Genomic DNA, 23,281 nt, shown 5'->3' on the forward strand with positions numbered 1-23,281 from the left:
CCATGTCCCATATGGATTTCCGCGACTATCCATCACCCTGTGACCCCGGTCACGCTTACGTGCGTTTCGTTCATACGAAATCCGGCAGGCAGACTTAGGCCATGCGCATACCCCGCCCCCGCAGCCTCGCGGGACAGCTCTTCGCGATGCAGGTTGTCCTGGTCGCCGCGATCGTGGCGGTCTGTGCCCTCTTCACCTACCTCACCGACCGCACCCAGGCCGAGGAGACCGCGCGGCTCCAGTCCAGGGCCGCGGCGACCGCCGTCGCCCACTCCCCCTCGGTCATCGCCGCCGCCGGCTCCCCCCGCCCCACCGAGGCGCTCCAGCCGTACGCGGAGGGGCTGCGCCGCGACGCGGGCGTCAACTTCATCGTGGTCATGGCCCCGGACGGCACCCGCTGGACCCACCCCGAACCCGGGGAGATCGGGCGCACCTATCTCGGCCACACCGAACAGGCCCTGAACGGCGAGATCCACAGCGAACGGCATCCGGGTGTGCTCGGCCCCTCCATCCGTACGGTGGTACCGGTGTACGGCGACGGCGGGCGCATCGTCGCCCTGGTCAGCGCCGGGATCACCATCCAGAAGATCACCGAGCAGGTGCGCGAGCAGGTGGCGGCGCTGCTCGTGGTCGCGGGCGGGGCGCTGGCGCTCGGCGGACTCGGCACCTATGTGATCAACGCACGGCTGCGGCGGCACACCCACGGCATGAACGCGTCCGAGCTGAGCCGGATGCACGACTACCACGAGGCCGCGCTGCACGCGGTCCGCGAAGGGCTGCTGATGCTCGACGGCCGGCGCAGGATCGCCCTGGTCAACGACGGCGCGCGGGAGCTGCTGGGCCTGGGCCCGGACGCGGTCGGCCGCCCGGTGGACCAACTGGGGCTGCCCGCCCCGCTCACCGGCGCGCTGCTGGCCTCCGAACCCCGGGTGGACGAGGTCCATCTCACCGCCGACCGGGTCATCGTCGTCAACACCAGCCCCGTGGTCGGCGGCGAGCAGCGCGGCACGGTCGCGACCCTGCGCGACCACACCGAACTCCAGGCGCTCTCCGGGGAGCTGGACTCCGAGCGCGGATTCAGCCAGGCGCTCCGCTCCCAGGCCCACGAGGCGGCGAACCGGCTGCACACGGTGGTGTCGCTGATCGAGCTGGGCCGGGTCCCGGAGGCCGTCGAGTTCGCGACGGCGGAGCTGGAGCTGGCGCAGGTGCTGACCGACCGGGTGGTGGGCGCGGTCGGCGAACCGGTGCTGGCGGCGCTGCTGCTGGGCAAGGCGGCGCAGGCCAACGAGCGGGGGGTGGAGCTGGTGCTCGCCCCGGACAGCCGGATCGACGACGGGGTGCTCCCGGCCTCGCTGCCCGCCCGGGACCTGGTGACGATCCTCGGCAATCTGATCGACAACGCGGTGGACGCGGCGGCCTGCCAGGAGCCGCGCCCCGGGCCCGGTGACGGAGCGGCGGCCGCGCCGAGGGCCAGGGTCACCGTCACCGCCCGCGCCGACGAGGACGGGCTGCTGATCCAGGTGTACGACACGGGCGCGGGCGTCGACCCGGCGCGCGTGGACGAGGTGTTCCGCCGGGGCTGGTCCACCCACGGCGCCGGCCGGGGCCTCGGCCTCGCGCTGGTGCGGCAGGCGGTGCACCGGAGCGGGGGCGCGGTGGAGCTGGACCGGGGTCCGGACGGCGGCGCGCGGTTCAGCGTACGGCTGCCGCTGCGCGCGGAGGTGTCCGCGTGAGCGCGCCCCGTCCGCCGGCCGGCCCCGGCGGCGAGGACCCCGAGGCGATCCGGGTCCTGGTGGTGGAGGACGATCCGGTGGCCGCCGACGCCCACGCGCTCTACGTCGGCCGGGTCACCGGCTTCCGGGTGGCGGGCGTGGCCCACTCGCGCTCGGAGGCGGTACGGGTGCTGGAGCGGACCCGGGTCGATCTGCTGCTGCTCGATCTCTATCTCCCGGACGGGCACGGGCTCCATCTCGTGCGGTCGCTGCGCGCGGCCGGCCACCACGCCGATGTCATCGCCGTCACCTCCGCCCGCGATCTGGCGATCGTGCGCGAGGGCGTGTCGCTGGGGGTGGTGCAGTACGTCCTGAAGCCGTTCACCTTCGCGACCCTGCGGGACCGTCTCGCGCGGTACGCGGAGTTCCGCGCGGCGGCCGGGGAGGCCAGCGGGCAGGACGAGGTGGACCGGGCGCTGGGGGCGCTGCGGGCACCGCAGGGGGGCGCGCTGCCGAAGGGGCTGAGCAGTCCCACGCTGGAGTCCGTCACCCGTACGCTGCGGGACGCGCCGGGGGGTCTGACGGCGGCGGAGGCGGGCACGGCGGTGGGGATCTCCCGGATCACCGCCCGCCGTTATCTGGAGCACCTGGTGGGCGAGGGCCGGGCGGCGCGCAGTCCGCAGTACGGCCAGATCGGCCGGCCGGAGCTCCAGTACCGATGGATTCCCGCCACTCGCTGAACCACCCGCCGGGCCACCCGCCGAACCGCCCGCCGGGCGGGGACGGGAGCCCGCGCCCGGACGGGCGGCCGACGCACTGACGACCGCCCTGCACGGGGATTGACCCCCTCAGCGGGCCGGACCTACGGTCGCACGGCAGCCCTCCGAGGCCCCGCGGCCCGGAGCCCGGCTCAGAGGAGGTCGTGCCTGTGCGCCCCACCGCCCCACTGGCCCTCGTCATCGCGCTCACCGTCTCGGGATCGGCGCTCACCGCCTGCGGCAGCGGATCGGACCGCGATCCCGACACCGTGAAAGTGGTCTACAAGCGCTCCACCGACAACAAGAACCGTTTCATGGACCGCCATCTCGACACGGTCCGGGAGGAGTTCGAGAAGGCCAACCCGGGAAAGAGGGTTGAACTCATTCCGGTGCAGGCCCCGGACAGCGACTACGGCACCAAGGCGCAGCAGATGATGCGCTCCGCGAAAACCGCGCCGGATCTGGTGTACGAGGACACCTTCCGCGTCAACTCCGATATCGAGGCCGGGTATTTGAGACCGCTGGACGGCTATCTCTCGAACTGGAAGGAGTGGGCGCAGTTCGAGGACGGCGCGAAGGCGGCGGCCGGGGGCGGCGACGGAAAGACCTACGGCGTCCCGGACGGCACCGACACCCGGGGGCTCTGGTTCAACAAGGCGATCTTCGCCAGGGCCGGTCTGCCCGCCGACTGGCAGCCCCGGAGCTGGGCGGAGCTGCTGGAGGCCGCCCGTACCGTCAAGGAGAGGGTCCCGGGCGTCATCCCGCTCAATGTCTACACCGGCAAGGGCCCGGGCGAGGCGGCGGTGATGCAGGGCTTCGAGATGCTGCTGTACGGGACCGGGGCCGATCCGCTCCACCACGACGGCAAGTGGGTCGCCGGCGGCCGGGGCTTCAGGGACGCCCTCGACTTCGTCCGGACGGTGTACGCGGAGAAGCTGGGCCCCGAGGTCTCCGACGCCCTCGACCCGAACGTGGGCACACGGGTCGCCACCGAGTGGCTCCCGGAGGGGAAGCTGGCGATCGCGCTCGACGGCTCGTGGATGGGCCAGCACTGGATCGCGTCGGGTGCGAGGAAGTGGCCCGGCTGGAGCGAGGAGCTGGGCCGGGCGGCGATGCCGACGCAGCGCGGGCAGGCACCCGGGAAGGTCTCGATGTCCGGCGGCTGGGCCTGGTCGATCCCGCGGAGGGCGAGCAACGCCGATCTGGCCTGGCGGTTCATCCGCACGCTCCAGAGCAGACGGAACGCGACCCGCTGGTGCGTGGTCGGCGCGCAGATCGCGGTCCGGAGGGATGTCGCGGCCGACCCGGCGTATCTCTCCTCCATGCCGGGCGTCGGCTTCTTCACCGGACTGGTCCGGTACACCCACTACCGGCCGGCGCTGCCCGTCTACCCGCGGGTGTCGTCGGCGATCGGGGAGGCGTTGGAGAAGGTGACGACGGGCGACGCCTCGGCGGCCGAGGCGGCCCGGGCGTACGACGACGAACTGAGGACGATCGCCGACGGCGCGGTCACGACCGGGTGAGCGCCACCGGGGCACCCGGGGCGGCGCCGGTCCGCGCCGCGCTGCGGCGGTGGGCGCCGGTGACGCCCGCCACCGTCCTGCTGCTGCTCTTCCTGGCCGGGCCGATCGGGTACTGCGTCTGGATCGCCTTCACCGATATGCAGCTGACGGGCTCGTCGGGGGCGGAGTTCGTCGGGTTCGACAACTTCCGCCGGGCCTTCGCGGACGACGGGTTCCGCGACGCCGTGTGGCTGACGCTGGTCTTCACCTTTGTCTCCGCCGTCGTCGGGCAGAACACCCTGGGTCTCGCGCTGGCGGCGCTGATGCGCTCGGCGTCCCGTCCGGTGCGCACGGTCACCGGGGCGCTGGTGGTCACGGCCTGGGTGCTGCCGGAGATCGTCGCGGCGTTTCTGCTCTATGTCTTCTTCCGCCGCGAGGGAACGCTGAACGCGCTGCTGGAGTGGCTCCATCTCCCCGCGCAGAACTGGCTGTACACCCTGCCGATCCTGGCGGTCTCCCTCGCCAATGTGTGGCGCGGCACGGCCTTCTCGATGCTGATCTACTCGGCCGCGCTCTCGGACATCCCGCGTGAGGTGGTGGAGGCGGCCGAGGTGGACGGGGCGAGCGGGGTGCGCCGGCTGTGGCACATCACCCTGCCGATGATCCGCCGCTCGATCGGCACGAATCTGATGCTGAACACGCTCTCCACGCTCTCGGTCTTCGGGCTGATCTGGGCGATGACCCGGGGCGGCCCCGGGAACCGCAGCCGGACGCTGCCGGTGTTCATGTACGACCAGGCCTTCCTGAAGAGCCTGATCGGGTACGGGACGGCGGTGGCGCTGCTGCTTCTGCTGGTGGGCGCGGTGTTCTCGGCGGTGTATCTGCGGCTGCTGCGGGCGGAGGTCTGATGCGCCCCGGAGCCGGCCCGGCCCGGGCCCGCCGGGCACGGCGGGCGGCGGACGCCGCCCTGCTGCTGACCGCCTGCGCGTTCGCCGTCCCGCTGGTGTGGCTGGTGCTGGCGTCGGTGGACCCGGCGGCGGACATGCGGGTCCGGCTGCCGTCGTCGGTCGGCGGGGAGAACTTCGGAGCGGTGCTCACGGAGGAGATCACCTTCACCCCGATGCTGAACAGTCTGCTGCTGTGCGGCGGGGCGACGGCGCTGACGGTGGGGTGCGCCGCGCTCGCCGCGTATCCGCTGTCGCGGCACGGCGGGCGGTGGGGGCGGGCCTATCTGCTGACGATCCTCTTCACGACCTGTCTGCCGGTGACGGCCGTGATGGTCCCGGTCTACGGGCTCTTCGTCCAGGTGAACCTGATCGACACGATGTACGGGACGGGGCTCTTCCTGGCCGCCTCCCAGCTCCCCTTCTCCATCTGGCTGATGAAGAACTTCATGGACTCGGTCCCGGTGGCGCTGGAGGAGGCGGCGTGGACGGACGGGGCGTCGGGGAGGCAGGCGCTGGTGCGGGTGGTGCTGCCGCTGATGGGGCCGGGGGTGGGGGTGGTGACGATCTACACCTTTATCCAGCTGTGGGGGAACTTCTTTGTTCCGTTCATGCTGATCCTGACTCCGGACCGGCTGCCCGCGTCGGTGTCGATCTTCACGTTCTTCGGGAATTACGGGACGGTGGTGTACGGGCAGCTGGCGGCGTTCTCGATGCTGTACTCAACCCCGGTGCTGCTGCTGTACCTGCTGATCGCCCGCCGCCTGGGGGCGGGGTTCGCGCTGGGCGGGGCGGTCAAGGGGTAGTCCGGGTGCCCCGGCCCGTTCGAATTCCTGCCCGCCGCCCACCCCAGCCCCGCCGGCAAGCTGAGCGAGCCCAGCCCCTCCGGCGCTTGAGGCGCCCCACCCCAGCCCCGCCGGCGCTTGAGGCACGCCACCCCAGCCCCGCCGGCGATTGAGGCGCGGGGGTTCGGGGGCTGGCCCCCGACCGCGACCCGCAGCATGCGGCCACCTGTGGACCAGGGTCCGTCCTCAATCGCCGGACGGGCTGGGTTTGCTCGGGCCACCTGTGGACCAGGGTCCGTCCTCAATCGCCGGACGGGCTGGGTTTGCTCGGGCCACCTGTGGACCAGGGTCCGTCCTCAAACGCCGGACGGGCTGGGTTTGCTCGGGCCACCTGTGGACCAGGGTCCGTCCTCAAACGCCGGACGGGCTGGGTTTGCTCGGGGCACCTGTAGCGCGGGGTCCGTCCTCAAATGCCGGACGGGCTGGGTTTGCTCGGGGCACCTGTGGCGCCGGGGCCGCCCGGGGCGGGCTAGAAGACGGACTCCGCCTCGTACATGCGCTCCGTCGGAACCGTCTTCAGACGGGTCACCGCATCCGCCAGCGGAGCCATCACCACATCCGTCCCCCGCAACGAAGTCATCTTGCCAAAGTCCCCCCGGTGCGCCGCCTCCACCGCATGCCACCCGAACCGCGTCGCCAGCACCCGGTCGTACGCCGTCGGCACCCCTCCGCGCTGGACATGCCCGAGGATCACCGGCTTCGCCTCCTTCCCGAGGCGGTGCTCCAGCTCGGTCGCCAGGCGGTTGCCGATCCCCTCGAAGCGCTCGTGGCCGTACTGGTCGATCTCCCCCTTGCCGTACTCCATCGACCCCTCGGCGGGGTGCGCCCCCTCGGCGACGCAGATCACGGCGAACTTCTTGCCCCGGGAGAACCTCTCCTCCACCATCTTCACCAGATCCTCGACCTGGAAGGGCCGCTCCGGCAGGCAGATCCCGTGCGCCCCGCCCGCCATCCCGGACTCCAGGGCGATCCACCCGGCGTGCCGGCCCATGACCTCGACGACCATCACGCGCTGGTGCGACTCGGCGGTGGTCTTCAGCCGGTCGATCGCCTCGGTGGCGACCGTCACGGCGGTGTCGAAGCCGAAGGTGCGGTCCGTGGCGGAGATGTCGTTGTCGATGGTCTTCGGCACGCCGACGACCGGCATCCCCGCGTCGGAGAGCATCCGGGACGCGGTGAGGGTGCCCTCCCCGCCGATCGGGATGAGCACATCGATCCCGTACCGCCGCTGGATCTCCCCGCAGTTCTCGGCGGCCTCGCGGAGCCGGTTGCGCTCCAGCCGGGCCGAGCCCAGGATCGTGCCGCCACGGGCGAGAATCCCGCTGACCGCGTTGAGGTCGAGCGGGCGGTAGTGCCCGTCGAGGAGGCCCTTGAAGCCGTCCTCGAAGCCGATGACCTCGTCCCCGTGTCCCGTCATCGCCCGGTGCACGACCGACCGGATCACTGCGTTCAGTCCGGGGCAGTCGCCCCCTGCGGTGAGAACTCCGATACGCATCGTGCTGTGTCTCCTGCTCGTCGGGTGGTACACGTGACCCTGGGGCCAATTGTTCCATGGGCCACGGGGCGCTGCCCTACCGCCCGGGTGCCCCCTCCGTCCCCGATGACACCGGTCCGGCAGGCGCCTTATCCAGCCTCGGAGGTATTGTCAAGAGGTAAAGCCGCCGACCAGCGGTTTTTTTGTACGGCCGTTTGTGCGAGCGGTCGCACGGTAGAGGTGTCCGTACGGGACCCGTACGACAGCACCAGCGAGCGAAGACGGACAGGAGAGCACGCGTGACGCGCAGCGTGTACGTGACCGGGATCGACCGGGGGGACGGCCGGCAGGTCGTCGAGCTGGGAGTCATGGAGCTCCTCACCCGCCAAGTGGACCGGGTCGGGGTCTTCCGCCCCCTGGTGCACGACGGACCCGACCGGCTGTTCGAACTGCTGCGGGCGCGGTACCGGCTCACCCAGGACCCGGCCTCCGTCTACGGCCTCGACTACCACGAGGCCTCCGCGCTCCAGGCCGAGAAGGGCACCGACGAGCTGGTCTCCCGGCTGGTCGACCGCTTCCACCAGGTCGCCAGGGAGTACGAGGTGGTGCTGGTCCTCGGCACCGACTTCGCCGCCACCCAGCTCCCCGACGAGCTGGCGCTCAACGCCCGGCTCGCCAATGAGTTCGGCGCCTCCGTGATCCCCGTCGTCGGCGGCAAGGGCCAGACCGCCGAATCGGTGCGGGCCGAGGCCCGCAACGCCCACCGGGCGTACGAGGCCCTGGGCGCCGAGGTGCTCGCGATGGTCGTCAACCGGGTCTCCCCCGCCGACCGCGCGGTCATATCCGAGCGGCTCGCGGCGCGGCTCCCCGTCCCCTGCTACGTACTCCCCGACGAGCCGGCGCTCTCCGCCCCGACCGTCGCCCAGATCACCCACGCCCTGGGCGGCACCGTGCTGCTCGGCGACGACTCCGGGCTCGCCAGGGACGCCCTGGACTTCGTCTTCGGCGGTGCGATGCTGCCGAACTTCCTCAAGGCGCTGACCCCCGGCTGCATGGTGGTCACCCCCGGCGACCGCGCCGATCTGGTGGTCGGCGCGCTGGCCGCCCACTCGGCCGGCACCCCGCCGATCGCGGGCCTGCTGCTCACCCTGGACGAGCGCCCCGGCGACGAGGTCCTCACCCTCGCCTCCCGGCTCGCGCCCGGCACCCCGGTGATCTCGGTGCCCTCCACGAGCTGGCCCACGGCGGCCGAGCTGTTCGGCCTCGAAGGGAAGCTGAACGCCTCGACGCCGCGCAAGGCCGAGACGGCGCTCGGCCTCTTCGAGCGCCATGTCGACACCGGTGAGCTGCTGGCCCGGCTGGCGGTGGCCCGCAGCGGCCATGTCACCCCGATGATGTTCGAGCACGAGCTGCTGGAGCAGGCCCGCGCGGACCGGCGGCGGGTGGTGCTGCCCGAGGGCAGCGAGGAGCGGGTGCTGTGGGCCGCCGATGTGCTCATCCGCCGGGACGTCTGCGATCTGACCCTGCTCGGCGACATCGAGCTGATCCGCAAGAAGGCCGCCGACCTCGGCATCGACCTGGGCGGCGTCCAGCTCATCGACCCGAACACCTCCGAGCTGCGCCAGAGCTTCGCCGAGCGGTACGCGGAGCTGCGCGCCCACAAGGGTGTGACGGTGGAGCTGGCGTACGACGTGGTCGCCGACGTGAACTACTTCGGCACGCTGATGGTGCAGGAGGGCCTCGCGGACGGCATGGTCTCGGGCTCGGTGCACTCCACGGCGGCCACCATCCGCCCGGCGTTCGAGATCATCAAGACCAAGCCCGACGCCAAGATCGTGTCGTCGGTCTTCTTCATGTGCCTGGCGGACAAGGTGCTGGTGTACGGGGACTGCGCGGTCAACCCGGACCCGAACGCCGAGCAGCTCGCCGACATCGCCGTCCAGTCGGCGGCCACGGCGGCCCGGTTCGGCGTGGAGCCGAGGATCGCGATGCTCTCCTACTCCACCGGCACCTCCGGCTCGGGCGCCGATGTCGACAAGGTCCGGGAGGCCACCGAGCTGGTCCGCCGCTCCCACCCGGAGCTGCGCACCGAGGGCCCGATCCAGTACGACGCGGCGGTGGAGCCGACCGTGGCCGCGACCAAGCTGCCGGACTCCGAGGTGGCGGGGCGGGCGACCGTGCTGATCTTCCCCGACCTCAACACCGGGAACAACACCTACAAGGCCGTGCAGCGCTCGGCGGGCGCGGTGGCGGTGGGCCCGGTGCTCCAGGGGCTGCGCAAGCCCGTGAACGACCTGTCCCGGGGAGCGCTGGTGAGCGACATCGTGAACACGGTGGCGATCACCGCCATCCAGGCCCAGCCGGAACCCCGGCCCTGATCCGTATCCGTATCCGTATCCGTATCCCGGTCCTCATCCCATGACCTCCGCAGCACACCCGCACCACACAGAAGGCCCCATGACAGCGACCCGAGTCCTCGTCCTCAACTCCGGCTCCTCGTCGGTGAAGTACCAGCTTCTCGACATGAGGGGCGGCGCGCGGCTGGCCGTCGGCCTGGTCGAGCGGATCGGCGAGGAGACCTCCCGGCTGGTGCACACCCCGCTCACCGGCGGCGCGGGCGGCGGCAAGCGGGAGCGCACGGCCCCGATCGCCGACCACGGCGCCGCGCTGAAGGCGGTCGCCGGCGAGCTGGCCGCCGACGGTCTGGGGCTGGACTCGCCCGAGCTGGCGGCGATCGGCCACCGGGTGGTGCACGGCGGACTGCGGTTCACCGAGCCGACGGTGATCGACGACGAGGTGCTCGCGGAGGTGGAGCGGCTGGTGCCGGTGGCGCCGCTGCACAACCCGGCGAACATCACCGGCATCCGCACCGCGCGGGCGCTGCGGCCCGATCTGCCGCAGGTGGCGGTCTTCGATACGGCGTTCCACACGACGATGCCGGAGTCGGCGGCCCGCTACGCCATCGACGTGGAGACGGCGGACGCGCACCGCATCCGCCGCTACGGCTTCCACGGCACCTCGCACGCCTATGTCTCCCGGGAGACGGCACGGCTGCTGGGCAAGGCGCCGGAGGACGTCAATGTGATCGTGCTGCACCTGGGCAACGGCGCCTCCGCGTCGGCGGTGGCCGGCGGGCGGTGTGTGGACACCTCGATGGGGCTGACCCCGCTGGAGGGGCTGGTGATGGGCACCCGCTCCGGCGACATCGACCCCGCCGTCACCTTCCATCTGATGCGGGTGGCGGGGATGTCGGCTGATGACATCGACGTACTGCTGAACAAGAAGAGCGGTCTCGTCGGCCTCTGCGGCGACAATGACATGCGGGAGATCCGCCGCCGGATCGACGAGGGCGATGAGCGGGCCCGGCTCGCTTTCGACATTTACATACACCGTCTGAAGAAATACATCGGCGCGTACTACGCGGTACTGGGCCGGGTCGACGCAATCGCGTTCACGGCCGGGGTCGGGGAGAACGCGGCGCCGGTGCGCGAGGCCGCCGTGGCCGGTCTGGAGGAGCTGGGGCTCGCGCTGGACGGCGCGCTGAACGCGGAGCGGTCGGACGAGGCCCGGATCGTTTCCGCACCGTACGCACGGGTCGCGGTGGCGGTGGTGCCGACGGACGAGGAGCTGGAGATCGCCCGTCAGACGTTTGCGCTGGTGTCCGATGGGCCACTCGGCTGAGCGGAGTCCCGCCCATTTGTCCATTCCATCGGCCTGAATATTCCGACTCGAAACAAACGGATAGGATCAGCCTTATGCGCCGTTCCAAAATCGTCTGCACACTGGGCCCCGCCGTCGACTCGTATGAGCAGCTGAAGACGCTCATCGAGGCCGGAATGAACGTGGCCCGCTTCAACATGAGCCATGGCTCCCACTCCGAGCACGAGGACCGCTACCACCGCGTCCGCAAGGCATCCGCGGACACCGGCCGCGCGGTGGGCGTGCTCGCCGACCTCCAGGGCCCGAAGATCCGCCTGGAGACCTTCGCCGAGGGGCCCGTGGAGCTGATCCGCGGCGATGAGTTCACCATCACCACGGAGGACGTGGCGGGCGACAAGTCGATCTGCGGCACCACCTACAAGGGGCTGCCGGGCGATGTCTCCAAGGGCGACCAGGTCCTGATCAACGACGGCAATGTCGAGCTGCGCGTGGTCGGGGTCGAGGGCCCCCGGGTGAAGACGATCGTGGTCGAGGGCGGTGTCATCTCCGACCACAAGGGCATCAACCTGCCCGGCGCGGCGGTCAATGTCCCCGCGCTCTCCGAGAAGGACATCGAGGACCTGCGCTTCGCCCTGCGGATGGGCTGCGACATGGTGGCGCTCTCCTTCGTCCGGGACGCCCATGACATCAAGGACGTCCACAAGGTGATGGACGAGGTGGGCATCCGGGTCCCCGTCATCGCCAAGGTGGAGAAGCCGCAGGCCGTCGCCCACATGGAGGACGTCGTGATGGCGTTCGACGGTGTGATGGTGGCCCGCGGCGACCTGGCGGTGGAGTACCCGCTGGAGAAGGTCCCCATGGTGCAGAAGCGTCTGATCGAGCTCTGCCGGCGCAACGCCAAGCCGGTGATCGTGGCGACCCAGATGATGGAGTCGATGATCACCAACTCCCGTCCGACGCGCGCGGAGGCCTCCGATGTGGCCAACGCGATCCTGGACGGCGCGGACGCGGTGATGCTCTCCGCCGAGTCGTCCGTGGGCGCCTACCCCATCGAGACGGTCAAGACGATGTCGAAGATCGTCACGGCGGCGGAGGAGGAGCTGATGTCCAAGGGCCTCCAGCCCCTGGTCCCCGGCAAGAAGCCCCGTACCCAGGGCGGTTCGGTCGCCCGCGCCGCCTGTGAGATCGCGGACTTCCTGGACGGCAAGGCCCTGATCGCCTTCACCAAGTCCGGCGACACGGCCCGCCGGCTCTCCCGCTACCGCGCGTGTCAGCCGATCCTGGCCTTCACGACCGAGGAGTCGACACGCAACCAGCTCTCGCTGAGCTGGGGCGTGGAGTCCTTCGTGGTGCCGCATGTGGCGAACACCGACGAGATGGTCGACCTGGTCGACGCCGAGCTGCTGAAGCTCCAGCGCTACAACGACGGCGACACCATGGTGATGACGGCCGGCTCGCCCCCCGGCGTCCCCGGTACGACGAACATGGTGCGGGTGCACCACCTGGGCCGCGAGGCGTAGCCGCCGCGCACGTCCGCCGTGGGCCGTGTCCTCCCCGTACCGCCGGTACGGGGAGGGCACGGCCCACTGGTCTTCCCGGCGCCCCGCGGCTCAGCGGCCCGCGTCACCGCCCGTGAGGTGGTTGCTCAGCCCCGGCACCGTCAGCGTCCCCCCGAACTGTCCGGCCTGCACCACCCGGACATCGGTGAAGAAGGCGAAGGGGACATTGACGGGCGGCGGGGTCCGGGGGCTGAAGGTGACCGGGATCAGACCGAAGAGATTGCCCTTCAGCTCCTCGGTGTACATCGTCACCGTGCTGTCGCGGATGGTCGAGGTGGAGCCCTTGCGGGCCTCGACGTGGATGGTGGTGCCGATAGGGCCCCTCACCAGCTGGTGCAGATCCTTGATGTCGACGGCGCGCGCGGTGAACTTGAGGGCCTTCTTGACCTTGCCGCCGCCCGTGGTGACCTCCACGATGCCGTGGTAGTCCAGGCCGGTCAGGGTGAGCAGGGAACTCTCCAGCACCCAGGGGTCGTCGGGGACCAGGGGGATGCCGGGTTCGGCGCGGGCGTCGGCGAGCGCCTGAGGGTCGGGGGTGGGGCAGGGGAAGCGGGGCTTGGCACCCTCGGGGATGGCCTCGTCCTTCCTGGGCTCGGTGCCCCTGGCCTCCTCGGGCAGCTCCTCGACGGTCGCGCCCGCCGCGCCGGCGGCGTCCTCGATGGCCTTCCGGGTCTTCTCCGCGGCCTCGTCGGTCCCCGGCCGCCCGGAGGACGCGGCGGAGGGCTTCGCCGACGGACTCGGGGAAGGACTCCCGGAGGGACTCCCGGAGGGATTCCGGGACGGGCTCGGGGCGGGTTTCCCGGGCGGCTTCCCGGTGGCGGGGGCGGTGGACGGGGAGGAGGCGGGGGGCGGCTGGCCGCCCGGGCGGCCGAGGATCTCCCCGAGCGCCTCGCCCGGATCGAGCGGGTCGCGGGGCCGTTCCCCGCCGGGCTCCGCCCCGGCGGCGGACGGGGAGCGGGCCGGTGCCGCCGAGGCCGCCCCCGGCCGGCCGGGGGCGGGGTCCCTCGCCGGGTGCTCCGGCCCCGCGCCCCCGGACCGCGACGCGGAGGGGCTCCCGGCGGGCTCCGGCTCCCCGGCCGCGGTCGGCCCGCCGGACGGTTCGCCCGACGGCCCGCCGGACGGCTCACCCGGGGTCGGAGCGGGAGGAGAAGCGGTGGGGGTGGCGGACGGCGACGGCGAAGGGCTCTGCGAGGGCTTCGCCGAATCCGGCGGGGACGCCGGCGCGGACGGCTCGTCGGAGCGGGTCACACAGGGGCCGGGCGCGTAGGGGATGTCCTTGTCCTCCGCGAGCGCCGGCCGGGGTGTGAGCCCCATGCCCACCAGGACCGCGGTCGGCATCGCCGCCAGGGCTATCGCCTTGCCGGCCGGGCGCTGGAGCTTGGCGAGCAGGGACTTGCGGGGGGCCGCGTGCCGTGGACCTCTTCTGGTGCGGGCGCCGTCGTCCCCGGTGTCCGCCGACCGTGTGGGCTCACCCTGCACTGTTCCTCCCGCCGTCGGGTTCGGTGGTGGTCCCGGGTGTTCTCGCGTCGGACCCGGTCGCGTCCCACGGCCGGGCCGGGCCGGCCTGCGCTCTGCTCCCCGGTTCGGCGGGCCGCTCCCCGCCGGGCGCCCAGGAGATCGAGAGGGCACCGCCCACCAGCGAGAAGAGGAAGCCGACGATGAATCCGCCCAGATTGGCGATGGGAATCGAGACCAGGGCGAGCAGGATCGACGCGACCCCCGCGAAGACCCGCACGATGTGGTGGAACCACATCGTCAGCCCGAGGGTGACCAACAGCACACCGATGATCAGCGCGCCCGACCCCGTGGTGGTCGTCATGGAGAGCGTCAGATTGCCGAACTCCATGCTCGCGTAGGGGAAGTAGGCGATCGGGATGCCGCCGAGGAGGGTGAAGAGGCCCGCCCAGAAGGGCCGTTGGCCCCGCCAGTCACGGAACCGACGCCGGAAGACGCGGAGAAAGTGCTCGTTCTGCTCCGTGGCCATGGACTCGGCGCTCATGAAAACAGCTCCCTGGAACTGGTGTTGCTGTGTGAGGAGGTGAGCGGGTGGGTGGGGAGCGCTCCCCGCCCACCCGCGACGGGGTCACCGTCAGAAGCACTCGACACCTTCACCGCTGCCGCGGTGGAGGCGCATGCTCAGACCGTTGAGGGTGAAACTTCCGGCCGTGGTCGCCCACGCCTTCTGCTTGACGCCCCACAGCTGGGCCCGGTCGGCCTGCTGGGCGAAGCCGTTGCCGGTGCCATCGGCCACGGCGGGACCCTTGCCGGTCCCGGGCTTGTCGGTGTCCTTGGCGGCGACACCGATGTCGATGTTCGTGAACTTGGCGTCCGCGTCCAGCTGCGAGATGTCCAGGTAGAGGTTCTCCGCGCGGACGGGCTTGGCCCGGTCCTCGCCCGCCTTCAGCTTGAGGGTGATCTTCCCGAGAATCGGCACGTCGGTGACGACCGACTGACACATGTCCTCGATCTTCGCGCTCTTGAAGGTGGAGACGGCCACCGCGCGCGGGACCTTCTCGTCTCCCTCCATCTCCTTGTAGCCGACGTCGACGCCGCCGTACTGGGAGAACCCGGCACCGTCGAGGTACCCGGTCGAGACCTTGAACTCCTGGCCCGACACCGCGAACGACGCTGCCAGCGCCCCCTGTGCCAGACCGATGCCTATCGCGGCCGTCGCGGCCACACTCGGCACCATGACCAGGGCGAACCGCTTCCATCTGGTTCCGCCACGAGTCACAGACTCCATGACTTTCCTCCTTCTCGGACGTACATCTCCGGTCCGGACGCGGACGTCCGTCCTGGGATGGGAGAAGTGCTACGTCCTCGGGAAGGAGAGCGCCCGCGCTTTCAGCCACGTACCGCGTCCGAAACACCGGCGATCACCCCCGAGCGACAACCACTGGTCGCGCCTGACGCATCACGCACAACCGAATCGGACAGGCCCCGCCCGGTTCGGCGGGAACCCCCCTGTCCACGGCCCGCGTCACTGGCGCCGGCCGGCCCGGTGGGGACCCAGGACCGCGGGCGCGGCTGGGTGCCGGGCTGGTGCGGAAGTGGACCGAGCGTCACCGATCGTGGTCCATTCCCGGCCGGGGCACAAGGGGGGTCGTTACCCACTGGTAACGGGTCGATCACCACGCCACCGACGACAGTTGCCGAGCGGCCACACAGGGTGAAGCCGAGTGTGGCACCAGAAGGGGCCAATGCCATCGATAAACGGACAGAGAAATCCTGTTGACTTACCACGAGTAACAGGGACCGGAATGATCAAATCCGGAGAAAGAGCGGGCGCCCGGTGTCACCCTTTCGCCAGAACGGCGGTGGTGCCCGATCAGCACCACCGCCGTGAATCACCACACTCCCGACAGAACGGAACGTCCGCGCGGGAGTTGAGGAATATGGCTCAGAACAGCACCCTGGCGAGCGCCTGCCGGGCCGCCGTCACCCGGGGATCGTCGGGGCCGATCACCTCGAAGAGTTCGAGCAGCCGCACCCGCGCCGCGTCCCGGTCGTCGCCCGCCGTGCGGCGCACCGTCTCGACCAGCCGGCCGAAGGCGTCCTCCACATGGCCGCCGACCAGGTCCAGATCGGCGGCGGCGAGCTGCGCGGCCACATCGGCCGGCTTCCCGGCGGCCTCCTCGCGGACCTTCTGCTGATCCATGTCGCGCACCCGGCCGAGGAGTTGGGCCTGCGCCAGACCGAGCTTGGCCTCGGTGTTGCCGGGGTCGTCGGAGAGCACATTCCGGTACGCCTGGACCGCGCCGCCGAAGTCTCCGGCGTCCAGGGCCGCCACGGCGGCCTCCAGGAGCGCGTCGTAGGGACCGGCCGGGACGGGGGCCTCGTCGGCGGCACCGGACTCGGCGCCGGCCGCCTCCGGGTCCACCGCGATCCCGGTCAGGCCGAAGCGCTCCTCGGCCACCTGGATCAACTGGTCGAGCGTCTGGCGGATCTGCTGCTCGGGTGCCGCGCCCTGGAAGAGGGGCAGCGCCTGGCCGGCGACCACCGCGAAGACGGCGGGAATTCCCTGGATACCGAACTGCTGCATCAGCATCTGATTGGCGTCGACATCGACCTTGGCCAGCACGAAACGGCCGTTGTACTCCTGTGCCAGCCGCTCCAGCAGCGGGCTGAGCTGCTTGCACGGACCGCACCACTCGGCCCAGAAGTCGAGGACGACCGGGACCTCGGCGGACCGCTGGAGCACCTCGCGCTCGAAGCCCGCCTCATCGACGTCGATCACCAGACTGGCGGGCGACACGGCGGGGGCACCACCCGTGCGGGCGGACTCGGCGCGGGCCGCTTCCGCCTTCGCCTTGGCCTCTCCGGCCGCCTTCACTGCGGCGAGGTCGACGACGCCGCTCATGGACATGTTCCTAGGCTGCATGAGTACATCCTCCCCCTTCCGCGCGCGCATGGGAAAAGTGCGGCCACCGGGCCGGACAGTCGTGCTCCGGCGGCGCGGGGTCCCCACCCCGCGCCCAGTGGTTGTCGCGGAGCCGGTGAGGGCTTTCGCTACGCCTCGTAGCGTAACTCCCCCGCCCCCGCGACCTGTGAGATCCCCCCGGTGAACTGGCTCACACCGGGGGGCGTACCCACCGGTATGGTCGCCGTCATGCACAGCCAGCCCGCTCGTGAACCGACGCGCACCGGACTCCCGGGGCGGCCCCGCAGCGCCGGGGCCGACGGCGCCATCCTCGACGCGACCCGGGCCGCACTGGTCGAACTGGGCTGGTCGAAGCTGACCATGGGCGATGTGGCCACCCGGGCCGGGGTCGCCAAGACCACCCTCTACCGCCGCTGGCCGGGGAAGAGCGAGTTGGTGGTGGACGCCGTCGCGGTGCTCTTCGACGAACTCGCCCTGCCCGACCTCGGCAGCCTCACCGCCGAGGTCGAGGCCATGGTGCTCCAGTTCGCCGCGCTGCTCCAGCGCCCCGAGGCGCGCACGGCGCTGATGGCGGTGGTCGCCGAGGCCACCCGGGACGAGGCGCTGCGCCGGCGCATCCGCTCGGCGATCGTGGACCGGCAGAAGCGGCTGGTCCTCCAGGGCCGGGAACGGGCGCAGGCGCGCGGCGAGCTGCCGTACGAGGACGATCCGGCGGCGGCCGAGCGCAACGCGGATCTGGTCTTCGATGTGATCGCGGGCGCCGTCGTCCACCGGACGCTGGTGAGCGCGGAGCCGGTGGACGCTGCCTGGGCCCGGGCCTTCACCCTGCTGCTGCTGTCGGGGCTCACGTCCCCGCGGTGGTGAGCCGGGCCCCCGGCCGCGGGCCTCAGAAGCCGGGCGGCTCGGTGTAGGTGCCCCACTCCACCCGCAGCGCGTCGCAGATCTCGCCGAGGGTCGCCTCCGCGCGGACCGCCGCCAGCATCGGCTCGATCATGTTCGTCCCGTCCCTGGCCGCCGCGAGCATCGCCTCCAGCGCCGAGCGGACGGCCGAGTCGTCGCGGTGCTGCCGGCGCTCCGCCAGCGACCGGACCTGCTCGCGCTCGACCTCGTGGCTGACCCGCAGGATCTCCAGGTCGCCGGTGACCGAGCCGTGGTGGACATTGACGCCCACCACCCGCTTCTCGCCCTTCTCCAGCGAGCGCTGGTAGCGGAAGGCCGATTCGGCGATCTCGCCGGTGAACCAGCCGTCCTCGATGCCGCGCAGGATGCCTGAGGTCATCGGCCCGATGGGGTGCCGGCCGTCGGGGTGGGCCCGCTCCCCGCGCTCCCTGATCCGGTCGAAGATCCGCTCGGCGTCCGCCTCGATCCGGTCGGTGAGCTGCTCGACGTACCAGGAGCCGCCGAGCGGGTCGGCGACATGGGCGACGCCGGTCTCCTCCATCAGCACCTGCTGGGTGCGCAGGGCGATCTCGGCGGCCTGCTCGCTGGGGAGGGCGAGGGTCTCGTCCAGGGCGTTGGTGTGGAGCGAGTTGGTGCCGCCGAGGACGGCGGAGAGGGCCTCGACGGCGGTGCGCACCACGTTGTTGTAGGGCTGCTGCGCGGTGAGCGAGACCCCGGCGGTCTGGGTGTGGAAGCGGAGCCACTGCGCCTTGTCGGTCTTCGCGCCGTAGACATCGCGCATCCACCGGGCCCAGATGCGGCGGGCCGCGCGGAATTTGGCGATCTCCTCGAAGAAGTCGAGATGGGCGTCGAAGAAGAAGGAGAGACCGGGGGCGAAGGTGTCCACCGGCAGGCCCCGGCTGAGCCCCAGCTCCACATAGCCGAAGCCGTCGGCGAGGGTGTACGCCAGCTCCTGCGCGGCCGTCGCCCCCGCCTCGCGGATGTGGTAGCCGGAGACCGAGAGCGGTTTGTACGCGGGGATGGCGCGGGTGCAGTGCTCCATCAGGTCGCCGATGAGGCGCAGATGGGGCTCGGGCTGGAAGAGCCACTCCTTCTGGGCGATGTACTCCTTGAAGATGTCCGTCTGGAGGGTGCCGTTGAGCACGGCGGGGTCGACGCCCTGGCGCTCGGCGGCGACCAGGTACATGCAGAAGACGGGGACGGCCGGGCCGCTGATCGTCATGGAGGTGGTGACCTCGCCGAGCGGGATGCCCTGGAAGAGGATCTCCATGTCGGCGGCGGAGTCGATGGCGACCCCGCAGTGGCCGACCTCGCCGAGCGAGCGGGCGTCGTCGGAGTCGCGGCCCATGAGGGTCGGCATGTCGAAGGCGACGGAGAGCCCGCCGCCGCCGGCCGCGAGGATCATCTTGTACCGCTCGTTGGTCTGCTCGGCGTTGCCGAAGCCGGCGAACTGGCGGATGGTCCAGGTGCGGCCCCGGTAGCCGGTCGGGTGGAGTCCCCGGGTGAAGGGGTACTCGCCGGGCCAGCCGATGCGCTCGAATCCCTCGTAGGTGTCGCCCGGCCGGGGGCCGTAGACGGGCTCCACCGGGTCGCCGGAGAGCGTCGAGAAATCGGCGTCCCGCTTCCGTGCCGTGTCGTAGCGGGCCTGCCAGCGCCGGCGGCCTTCCTCCATCGCTTCAGCGTCCATGGAAACAAATTTACTAGGACGTCCTAGTAAATGTCGATGGAAACGCGCCGTGGGAGTGGCGGGAGGGGCGGACGATCACCACAGGGATCGCTCCGCCGCAGGCCGTGCGCCTGCGGCGGCGGGAGCCCGCGCGGGCCGGACCACCGGGTCCGCCGGGGGGCCGGGGTGCCGCGGGTCCGGGGTGCCGGGGCCCGGGGCCCGGGGTCCGGGGTCCGGGGTCCGCTCGGGACCCCTACGCCCCGGCCTTCACGGCGCTGCCGTCCGCGATCAGCGCGCGCGCCTCACGGGTGATCTTCGGCTCGACGAAGAACGAGGCCACGGGGATGCAGCCGGCGGCCAGCACCCAGAGCAGCTTGCCGAAGGGCCACTTCGCCTTGGAGCCCAGATCGAAGGCGAAGATGACATAGACGATGAAGAGAACACCGTGGATCTGCGAGATCATCATGGTGTCGCCGGTCTCGAAGCCGTACTTCAGCACGATGGCGACGGTGAAGACGAGCAGCCAGACGGCGGTGATGTACGCCATCACCCGGTAGCGGGTCAGCACGGTTTGTTTCATGGCCCCGAGCGTAACGGGACGTACCGGCCGTCCCGCGCCCGGGGCGGCACCGGCCGGGGGCGCGCTAGCGCTCCTCGAAGTCCTGCGCCGAGACCCGCAGCGGGCGGAGCATCGCGAAGATCTCCGCGCACTCCTCGGCGTCGTAGGCGCCGAGTCCGAACTCCATCTCCATCAGGTCCCGGGTGGCCGCCTCCACGACCTCCCGCCCCTTGTCGGTGATGGCGGCGAGGGTGCCCCGGCCGTCGTTGGGGTTGGGCCGCTTGCCGACGAGACCGGATCTGACCAGCCGGTCCACGGTGTTGGTCACCGATGTCGGATGGACCATCAGCCGCTCGCCGATCTTGGACATGGGCAGCTCACCGGCCTTGGAGAAGGTGAGCAGCACCAGCGCCTCGTACCGCGCGAAGGTCAGTCCGTACGGCTTGACCACGGCATCGACCCCGGCCAGGAGGATCTGGTGCGCGCGCATGATCGAGGTGATGGCGGCCATGGAGGGGACGGGGCCCCAGCGCTGCCGCCACAGTTCGTCGGCGCGGGCGATGGGGTCGAAGGCGAGGCTGAGCGGCTTGGACACGCGTCGACCCTACCCAGCGACCACGTGCCGGTACGCCTTGTCTCGCCCTTCGGTCCTCCCCGCCCCACGGGCACGGCGGCGGACATGCGTACGGGCGTGAGCGCGGCCCGCCCCGCTCACGCCCGTACCGGGAAGTGCGCCGGTTACGCGGTGGCGTTGCCGACCTGGCGGGCGCGCGAGGCGATCACCTCGTCGTCGGCGGCGCGCTTGAGCTTGCGCTCGGCCACGAAGCCGCCGAAGGGGATGACGGAGAGGATGAAGTACAGCGCCGCCGTCTTCAGGTCCCACTTGGTGCGGTTCCAGGCGTCCAGCCAGAACAGCACGTAGATGACGAAGAGAATGCCGTGGATCATGCCGAGCGCCGGAACCGCGTTGAACTCCGTCGTGCGCTTCAGCACCGAGGCGATCATCAGCAGGATGAAGGAGATGGCCTCCGGGGCGGAGACCAGACGGAGGCGGTGGAGGGACGAGGCGGTCTTGATGTCCACGGAGGCACCTTCGGAGGGGACGACGGGAGACGATCTTGTGAATGCGCTCACAAGCGCCTCGCCATTGTCTCAGCCGCCTTTGCCAGGGCTTTGTGCGGGGTCGGCATCGACCGGTTACCTTCGCTGGGTGGCAACGTTCCGGCTCCAGGGGAGCAAGGTGCTCGCGGTCGGCATGACCGGCGACGCCGTCAAAGCGAAGAACGGGTCGATGGTCGCCTACGACGGCCGGATGGCCTTCAAGAAGCTGTCCGGCGGCGGTGAGGGCATCCGCGGCATGGTCACCCGCCGGATCACCGGCGAGCAGATGACGCTGATGGAGGTGAAGGGGGAGGGCACCTGCTGGTTCGCCGACCGCGCCTCGGAGATCAACCTCGTGCGGCTGGACGGCGACAGACTCCATGTCGAGTCCAGCAACCTCCTCTGCGCGGACGCCGCGCTGCGCACCGGCACCAGCTTCACCGGGCTGCGCGGCGGGGCGAGCGGGAACGGCCTCTTCACCACCACCGTCGAGGGCAGCGGCCAGGTCGCGATCATGTCCGACGGCCCGGCGGTGGCGCTCCGGGTGACCGAGCGGTACCCGCTCTCGGTGGACCCCGGCGCGTACATCGCCCACCAGGGCGGCCTGCGGCAGAGCTTCCAGTCCGGTGTGACCTTCCGCACGCTGATGGGCGAGGGCGGCGGCGAGGCGTTCCAGATCCGGTTCGAGGGCGAGGGGCTCGTCTACGTCCAGCCGAGCGAGCGCAACACGGTCGGAGGGGAGGTCTGATGCCGTTCCGCGAGATCAACTCCCGGATGGTGGAGGCGACGATCACCCCCGGGCAGCGGCTGTACAGCCAGCGCGGCGCGATGCTGGCGTACCGGGGCGAGGTCTCCTTCACCCCGAACACCCAGGGCGGCCAGGGCGGTCTGGCGTCGATGATCGGCCGCCGGGTGGCGAACGAGGCGACACCCCTGATGACCGTGGAGGGGGCCGGCACCGTTCTCTTCGGCCACGGCGGCCACCACATCCAGCTCATCGGCCTCACCGGTGACACCCTCTGCGTGGAGGCGGACCGGCTGCTCGCCTTCGACGGCTCGCTGGAGCAGGGGACGCTGTTCCTGGGCTCGCAGGGCGGGGTCATGGGCATGGTGCGCGGACAGGTGAGCGGCCAGGGGCTCTTCACCACCACGCTGCGCGGCCACGGCACGGTCGCGGTGATGGCGCACGGCGGGGTGATCGAGCTGCCGATCCGGCCGGAGCGCCCGGTCCATGTCGATCCCCAGGCGTATGTGGCCCACCACGGCGAGGTGCGGAACAGGCTCTCCACGGCGCTGGGCTGGCGCGACATGGTGGGGCGCGGCTCGGGCGAGGCGTTCCAGCTGGAGCTGAGCGGCAGCGGTGCGGTGTTCGTCCAGGCGTCGGAGGAGAAGCTGTGAGCACACCGGTGATCTGGGACCCGATGACCCTGCCGAGTGACGACAACGTCAACCCGTACACCTTCTGTGTGGAGTTGAAGGGCGGGCAGTGGTTCCTCCAGAAGGGGAAGATGATCGCCTATTACGGGCGGATCGACTTCAACGGCATCGGCCACGGCCGGCTCGACCGGCTGCTGCGGACCTCGTTCCACTCGCCGCTGCACGCCGGGGACTGGGTGGTGGCGGAGGGCAGCGGGAAGATGCTGCTCGCGGACCGCGCGTTCGATGTGAACTCCTTCGACCTGGACGAGGGGAATCTGACGATCCGGGCCGGGAATCTGCTGGCGTACCAGCCCTCGCTGGCGCTGAAGCAGTCGATCGTGCCGGGCTTTCTCACCCTGATCGGGACGGGGAGGTTCGTGGCCGCCTCGAACGGCCCGGTGGTGTTCATGGAGCCGCCGATCCGGGTGGACCCGCAGGCGCTGGTGGGCTGGGCGGACTGCCCCTCCCCCTGTCATCACTACGACCACGGCTATATGACCGGGGTGATGGGCGGGGTGCGGGCGCTGACGGGGCTCGGCGGGGCCTCCGGGGAGGAGCACCAGTTCGAGTTCGCGGGCGCGGGGACGGTGCTGCTCCAGTCGACGGAGGCGCTGCTGCCGGAGACCGCGACGGGCGCGCCGCCCGGGCAGCCGGGGGTGCCCGGGGGAGCCGGGGGCGGGGCGGGTCATCCCGGGGCGGCGCCCCGGCTCCCGGGCCAGCTGGGTGATCTCCAGCGCCGCTTCGGCCTGTGAGCGGTAATCTGCGGAGTGTGACGTCGAACGCCTGCGCCCCCAGTACGCT

The 23,281-nt window shown here is 71.2% G+C and carries 21 protein-coding genes; 12 read left to right on the forward strand and 9 right to left on the reverse strand.

Going from position 1 to position 23,281, the window contains the following annotated elements; translation table 11 throughout:
- The first annotated feature begins 101 nt into the window (after positions 1-101).
- The 5 genes from ABT122_RS13600 (at position 102) to ABT122_RS13620 (ending at position 5,722) form a co-directional block, all read left to right on the forward strand.
- On the forward strand, positions 102-1,733 hold the full coding sequence (locus ABT122_RS13600) for a sensor histidine kinase (protein ID WP_351550099.1): 1,632 nt from the start codon (positions 102-104) through the stop codon (positions 1,731-1,733).
- The gene (locus ABT122_RS13605) at positions 1,730-2,452 is read left to right on the forward strand and encodes a response regulator (protein ID WP_351550102.1); all 723 of its coding nucleotides are present in this window, start codon (positions 1,730-1,732) and stop codon (positions 2,450-2,452) included. Before ABT122_RS13600 ends, ABT122_RS13605 begins: the two co-directional genes overlap by 4 nt.
- A 188-nt stretch (positions 2,453-2,640) precedes the next feature.
- Positions 2,641-3,993 (forward strand): extracellular solute-binding protein, encoded by a 1,353-nt coding sequence (locus tag ABT122_RS13610; RefSeq protein WP_351550105.1) that lies wholly within the window; start codon positions 2,641-2,643, stop codon positions 3,991-3,993.
- The gene (locus tag ABT122_RS13615; protein ID WP_351550108.1) at positions 3,990-4,880 is read left to right on the forward strand and encodes a carbohydrate ABC transporter permease; all 891 of its coding nucleotides are present in this window, start codon (positions 3,990-3,992) and stop codon (positions 4,878-4,880) included. Before ABT122_RS13610 ends, ABT122_RS13615 begins: the two co-directional genes overlap by 4 nt.
- Positions 4,880-5,722: a carbohydrate ABC transporter permease gene (locus ABT122_RS13620; RefSeq protein ID WP_351550111.1), complete on the forward strand. Its 843-nt coding sequence runs from the start codon at positions 4,880-4,882 to the stop codon at positions 5,720-5,722. The genes ABT122_RS13615 and ABT122_RS13620 overlap by 1 nt, the downstream gene beginning before the upstream one ends.
- 508 nt (positions 5,723-6,230) lie before the next feature.
- On the opposite strand, the gene ABT122_RS13625 is transcribed toward ABT122_RS13620, so the two are convergent.
- On the reverse strand, positions 6,231-7,256 hold the full coding sequence (locus ABT122_RS13625; protein ID WP_351550114.1) for an ATP-dependent 6-phosphofructokinase: 1,026 nt from the start codon (positions 7,254-7,256) through the stop codon (positions 6,231-6,233).
- A 278-nt stretch (positions 7,257-7,534) separates the two neighbouring features.
- Between ABT122_RS13625 and pta the strand changes: the two genes are divergently transcribed.
- From pta to pyk, 3 genes are all read left to right on the forward strand, one after another.
- Positions 7,535-9,613: a phosphate acetyltransferase gene (pta, locus tag ABT122_RS13630; RefSeq protein ID WP_351550117.1), complete on the forward strand. Its 2,079-nt coding sequence runs from the start codon at positions 7,535-7,537 to the stop codon at positions 9,611-9,613.
- 79 nt (positions 9,614-9,692) lie between these two features.
- The gene (locus ABT122_RS13635) at positions 9,693-10,916 is read left to right on the forward strand and encodes an acetate kinase (protein ID WP_351550120.1); all 1,224 of its coding nucleotides are present in this window, start codon (positions 9,693-9,695) and stop codon (positions 10,914-10,916) included.
- Positions 10,917-10,990: 74 nt separating this feature from the next.
- Positions 10,991-12,415 carry a pyruvate kinase gene (pyk, locus tag ABT122_RS13640; protein ID WP_351550123.1) on the forward strand — a complete coding sequence of 475 codons (1,425 nt, stop codon included), beginning with the start codon at positions 10,991-10,993 and terminating at the stop codon, positions 12,413-12,415.
- 90 nt (positions 12,416-12,505) lie between these two features.
- Here the strand turns inward: pyk and ABT122_RS13645 are convergent, their stop codons facing one another.
- The 4 genes from ABT122_RS13645 to ABT122_RS13660 all read right to left on the reverse strand — a co-directional run bounded on the left by ABT122_RS13645 (position 12,506) and on the right by ABT122_RS13660 (position 16,835).
- Positions 12,506-13,933: a hypothetical protein gene (locus tag ABT122_RS13645; protein ID WP_351550125.1), complete on the reverse strand. Its 1,428-nt coding sequence runs from the start codon at positions 13,931-13,933 to the stop codon at positions 12,506-12,508.
- A complete protein-coding gene (locus ABT122_RS13650) occupies positions 13,923-14,453 on the reverse strand; it encodes a DUF6114 domain-containing protein (protein ID WP_351550128.1) in 531 nt (176 codons plus the stop codon). Before ABT122_RS13650 ends, ABT122_RS13645 begins: the two co-directional genes overlap by 11 nt.
- A gap of 90 nt (positions 14,454-14,543) precedes the next feature.
- Positions 14,544-15,197 carry a DUF6230 family protein gene (locus ABT122_RS13655; RefSeq protein WP_351550129.1) on the reverse strand — a complete coding sequence of 218 codons (654 nt, stop codon included), beginning with the start codon at positions 15,195-15,197 and terminating at the stop codon, positions 14,544-14,546.
- A 657-nt stretch (positions 15,198-15,854) separates the two neighbouring features.
- The gene (locus ABT122_RS13660) at positions 15,855-16,835 is read right to left on the reverse strand and encodes a tetratricopeptide repeat protein (RefSeq protein ID WP_351550132.1); all 981 of its coding nucleotides are present in this window, start codon (positions 16,833-16,835) and stop codon (positions 15,855-15,857) included.
- Positions 16,836-17,051: 216 nt separating this feature from the next.
- Between ABT122_RS13660 and ABT122_RS13665 the strand changes: the two genes are divergently transcribed.
- A complete protein-coding gene (locus ABT122_RS13665) occupies positions 17,052-17,699 on the forward strand; it encodes a TetR/AcrR family transcriptional regulator (protein WP_451067044.1) in 648 nt (215 codons plus the stop codon).
- A 22-nt stretch (positions 17,700-17,721) separates the two neighbouring features.
- On the opposite strand, the gene icmA is transcribed toward ABT122_RS13665, so the two are convergent.
- The 4 genes from icmA to ABT122_RS13685 all read right to left on the reverse strand — a co-directional run bounded on the left by icmA (position 17,722) and on the right by ABT122_RS13685 (position 21,043).
- Positions 17,722-19,422, reverse strand: a complete 1,701-nt coding sequence (gene icmA, locus ABT122_RS13670; RefSeq protein ID WP_351550138.1) for a coenzyme B12-dependent isobutyryl-CoA mutase large subunit — start codon at positions 19,420-19,422, stop codon at positions 17,722-17,724.
- Positions 19,423-19,654: 232 nt separating this feature from the next.
- Positions 19,655-19,981, reverse strand: coding sequence for a DUF3817 domain-containing protein (locus ABT122_RS13675; RefSeq protein ID WP_351550141.1), 327 nt, complete (start codon positions 19,979-19,981; stop codon positions 19,655-19,657).
- Between the two features lie 64 nt (positions 19,982-20,045).
- The gene (locus ABT122_RS13680) at positions 20,046-20,555 is read right to left on the reverse strand and encodes a MarR family winged helix-turn-helix transcriptional regulator (protein ID WP_351550144.1); all 510 of its coding nucleotides are present in this window, start codon (positions 20,553-20,555) and stop codon (positions 20,046-20,048) included.
- A 143-nt stretch (positions 20,556-20,698) separates the two neighbouring features.
- A complete protein-coding gene (locus ABT122_RS13685; RefSeq protein ID WP_351550147.1) occupies positions 20,699-21,043 on the reverse strand; it encodes a DUF3817 domain-containing protein in 345 nt (114 codons plus the stop codon).
- 127 nt (positions 21,044-21,170) lie between these two features.
- Between ABT122_RS13685 and ABT122_RS13690 the strand changes: the two genes are divergently transcribed.
- Genes ABT122_RS13690 through ABT122_RS13700 form a run of 3 tightly spaced genes read left to right on the forward strand, consistent with a single transcriptional unit; the run spans position 21,171 to position 23,232 of the window.
- Positions 21,171-21,809, forward strand: a complete 639-nt coding sequence (locus tag ABT122_RS13690; protein ID WP_351550150.1) for an AIM24 family protein — start codon at positions 21,171-21,173, stop codon at positions 21,807-21,809.
- Entirely contained in the window at positions 21,809-22,459 is a 651-nt protein-coding gene (locus ABT122_RS13695; RefSeq protein WP_351550153.1) for an AIM24 family protein, read from the forward strand. Before ABT122_RS13690 ends, ABT122_RS13695 begins: the two co-directional genes overlap by 1 nt.
- The gene (locus tag ABT122_RS13700; RefSeq protein WP_351550156.1) at positions 22,456-23,232 is read left to right on the forward strand and encodes an AIM24 family protein; all 777 of its coding nucleotides are present in this window, start codon (positions 22,456-22,458) and stop codon (positions 23,230-23,232) included. The genes ABT122_RS13695 and ABT122_RS13700 overlap by 4 nt, the downstream gene beginning before the upstream one ends.
- The last annotated feature ends 49 nt before the right edge of the window (positions 23,233-23,281 follow it).

Source organism: Streptomyces sp. NPDC001985, assembly GCF_040296845.1.
Classification (GTDB): domain Bacteria; phylum Actinomycetota; class Actinomycetes; order Streptomycetales; family Streptomycetaceae; genus Streptomyces.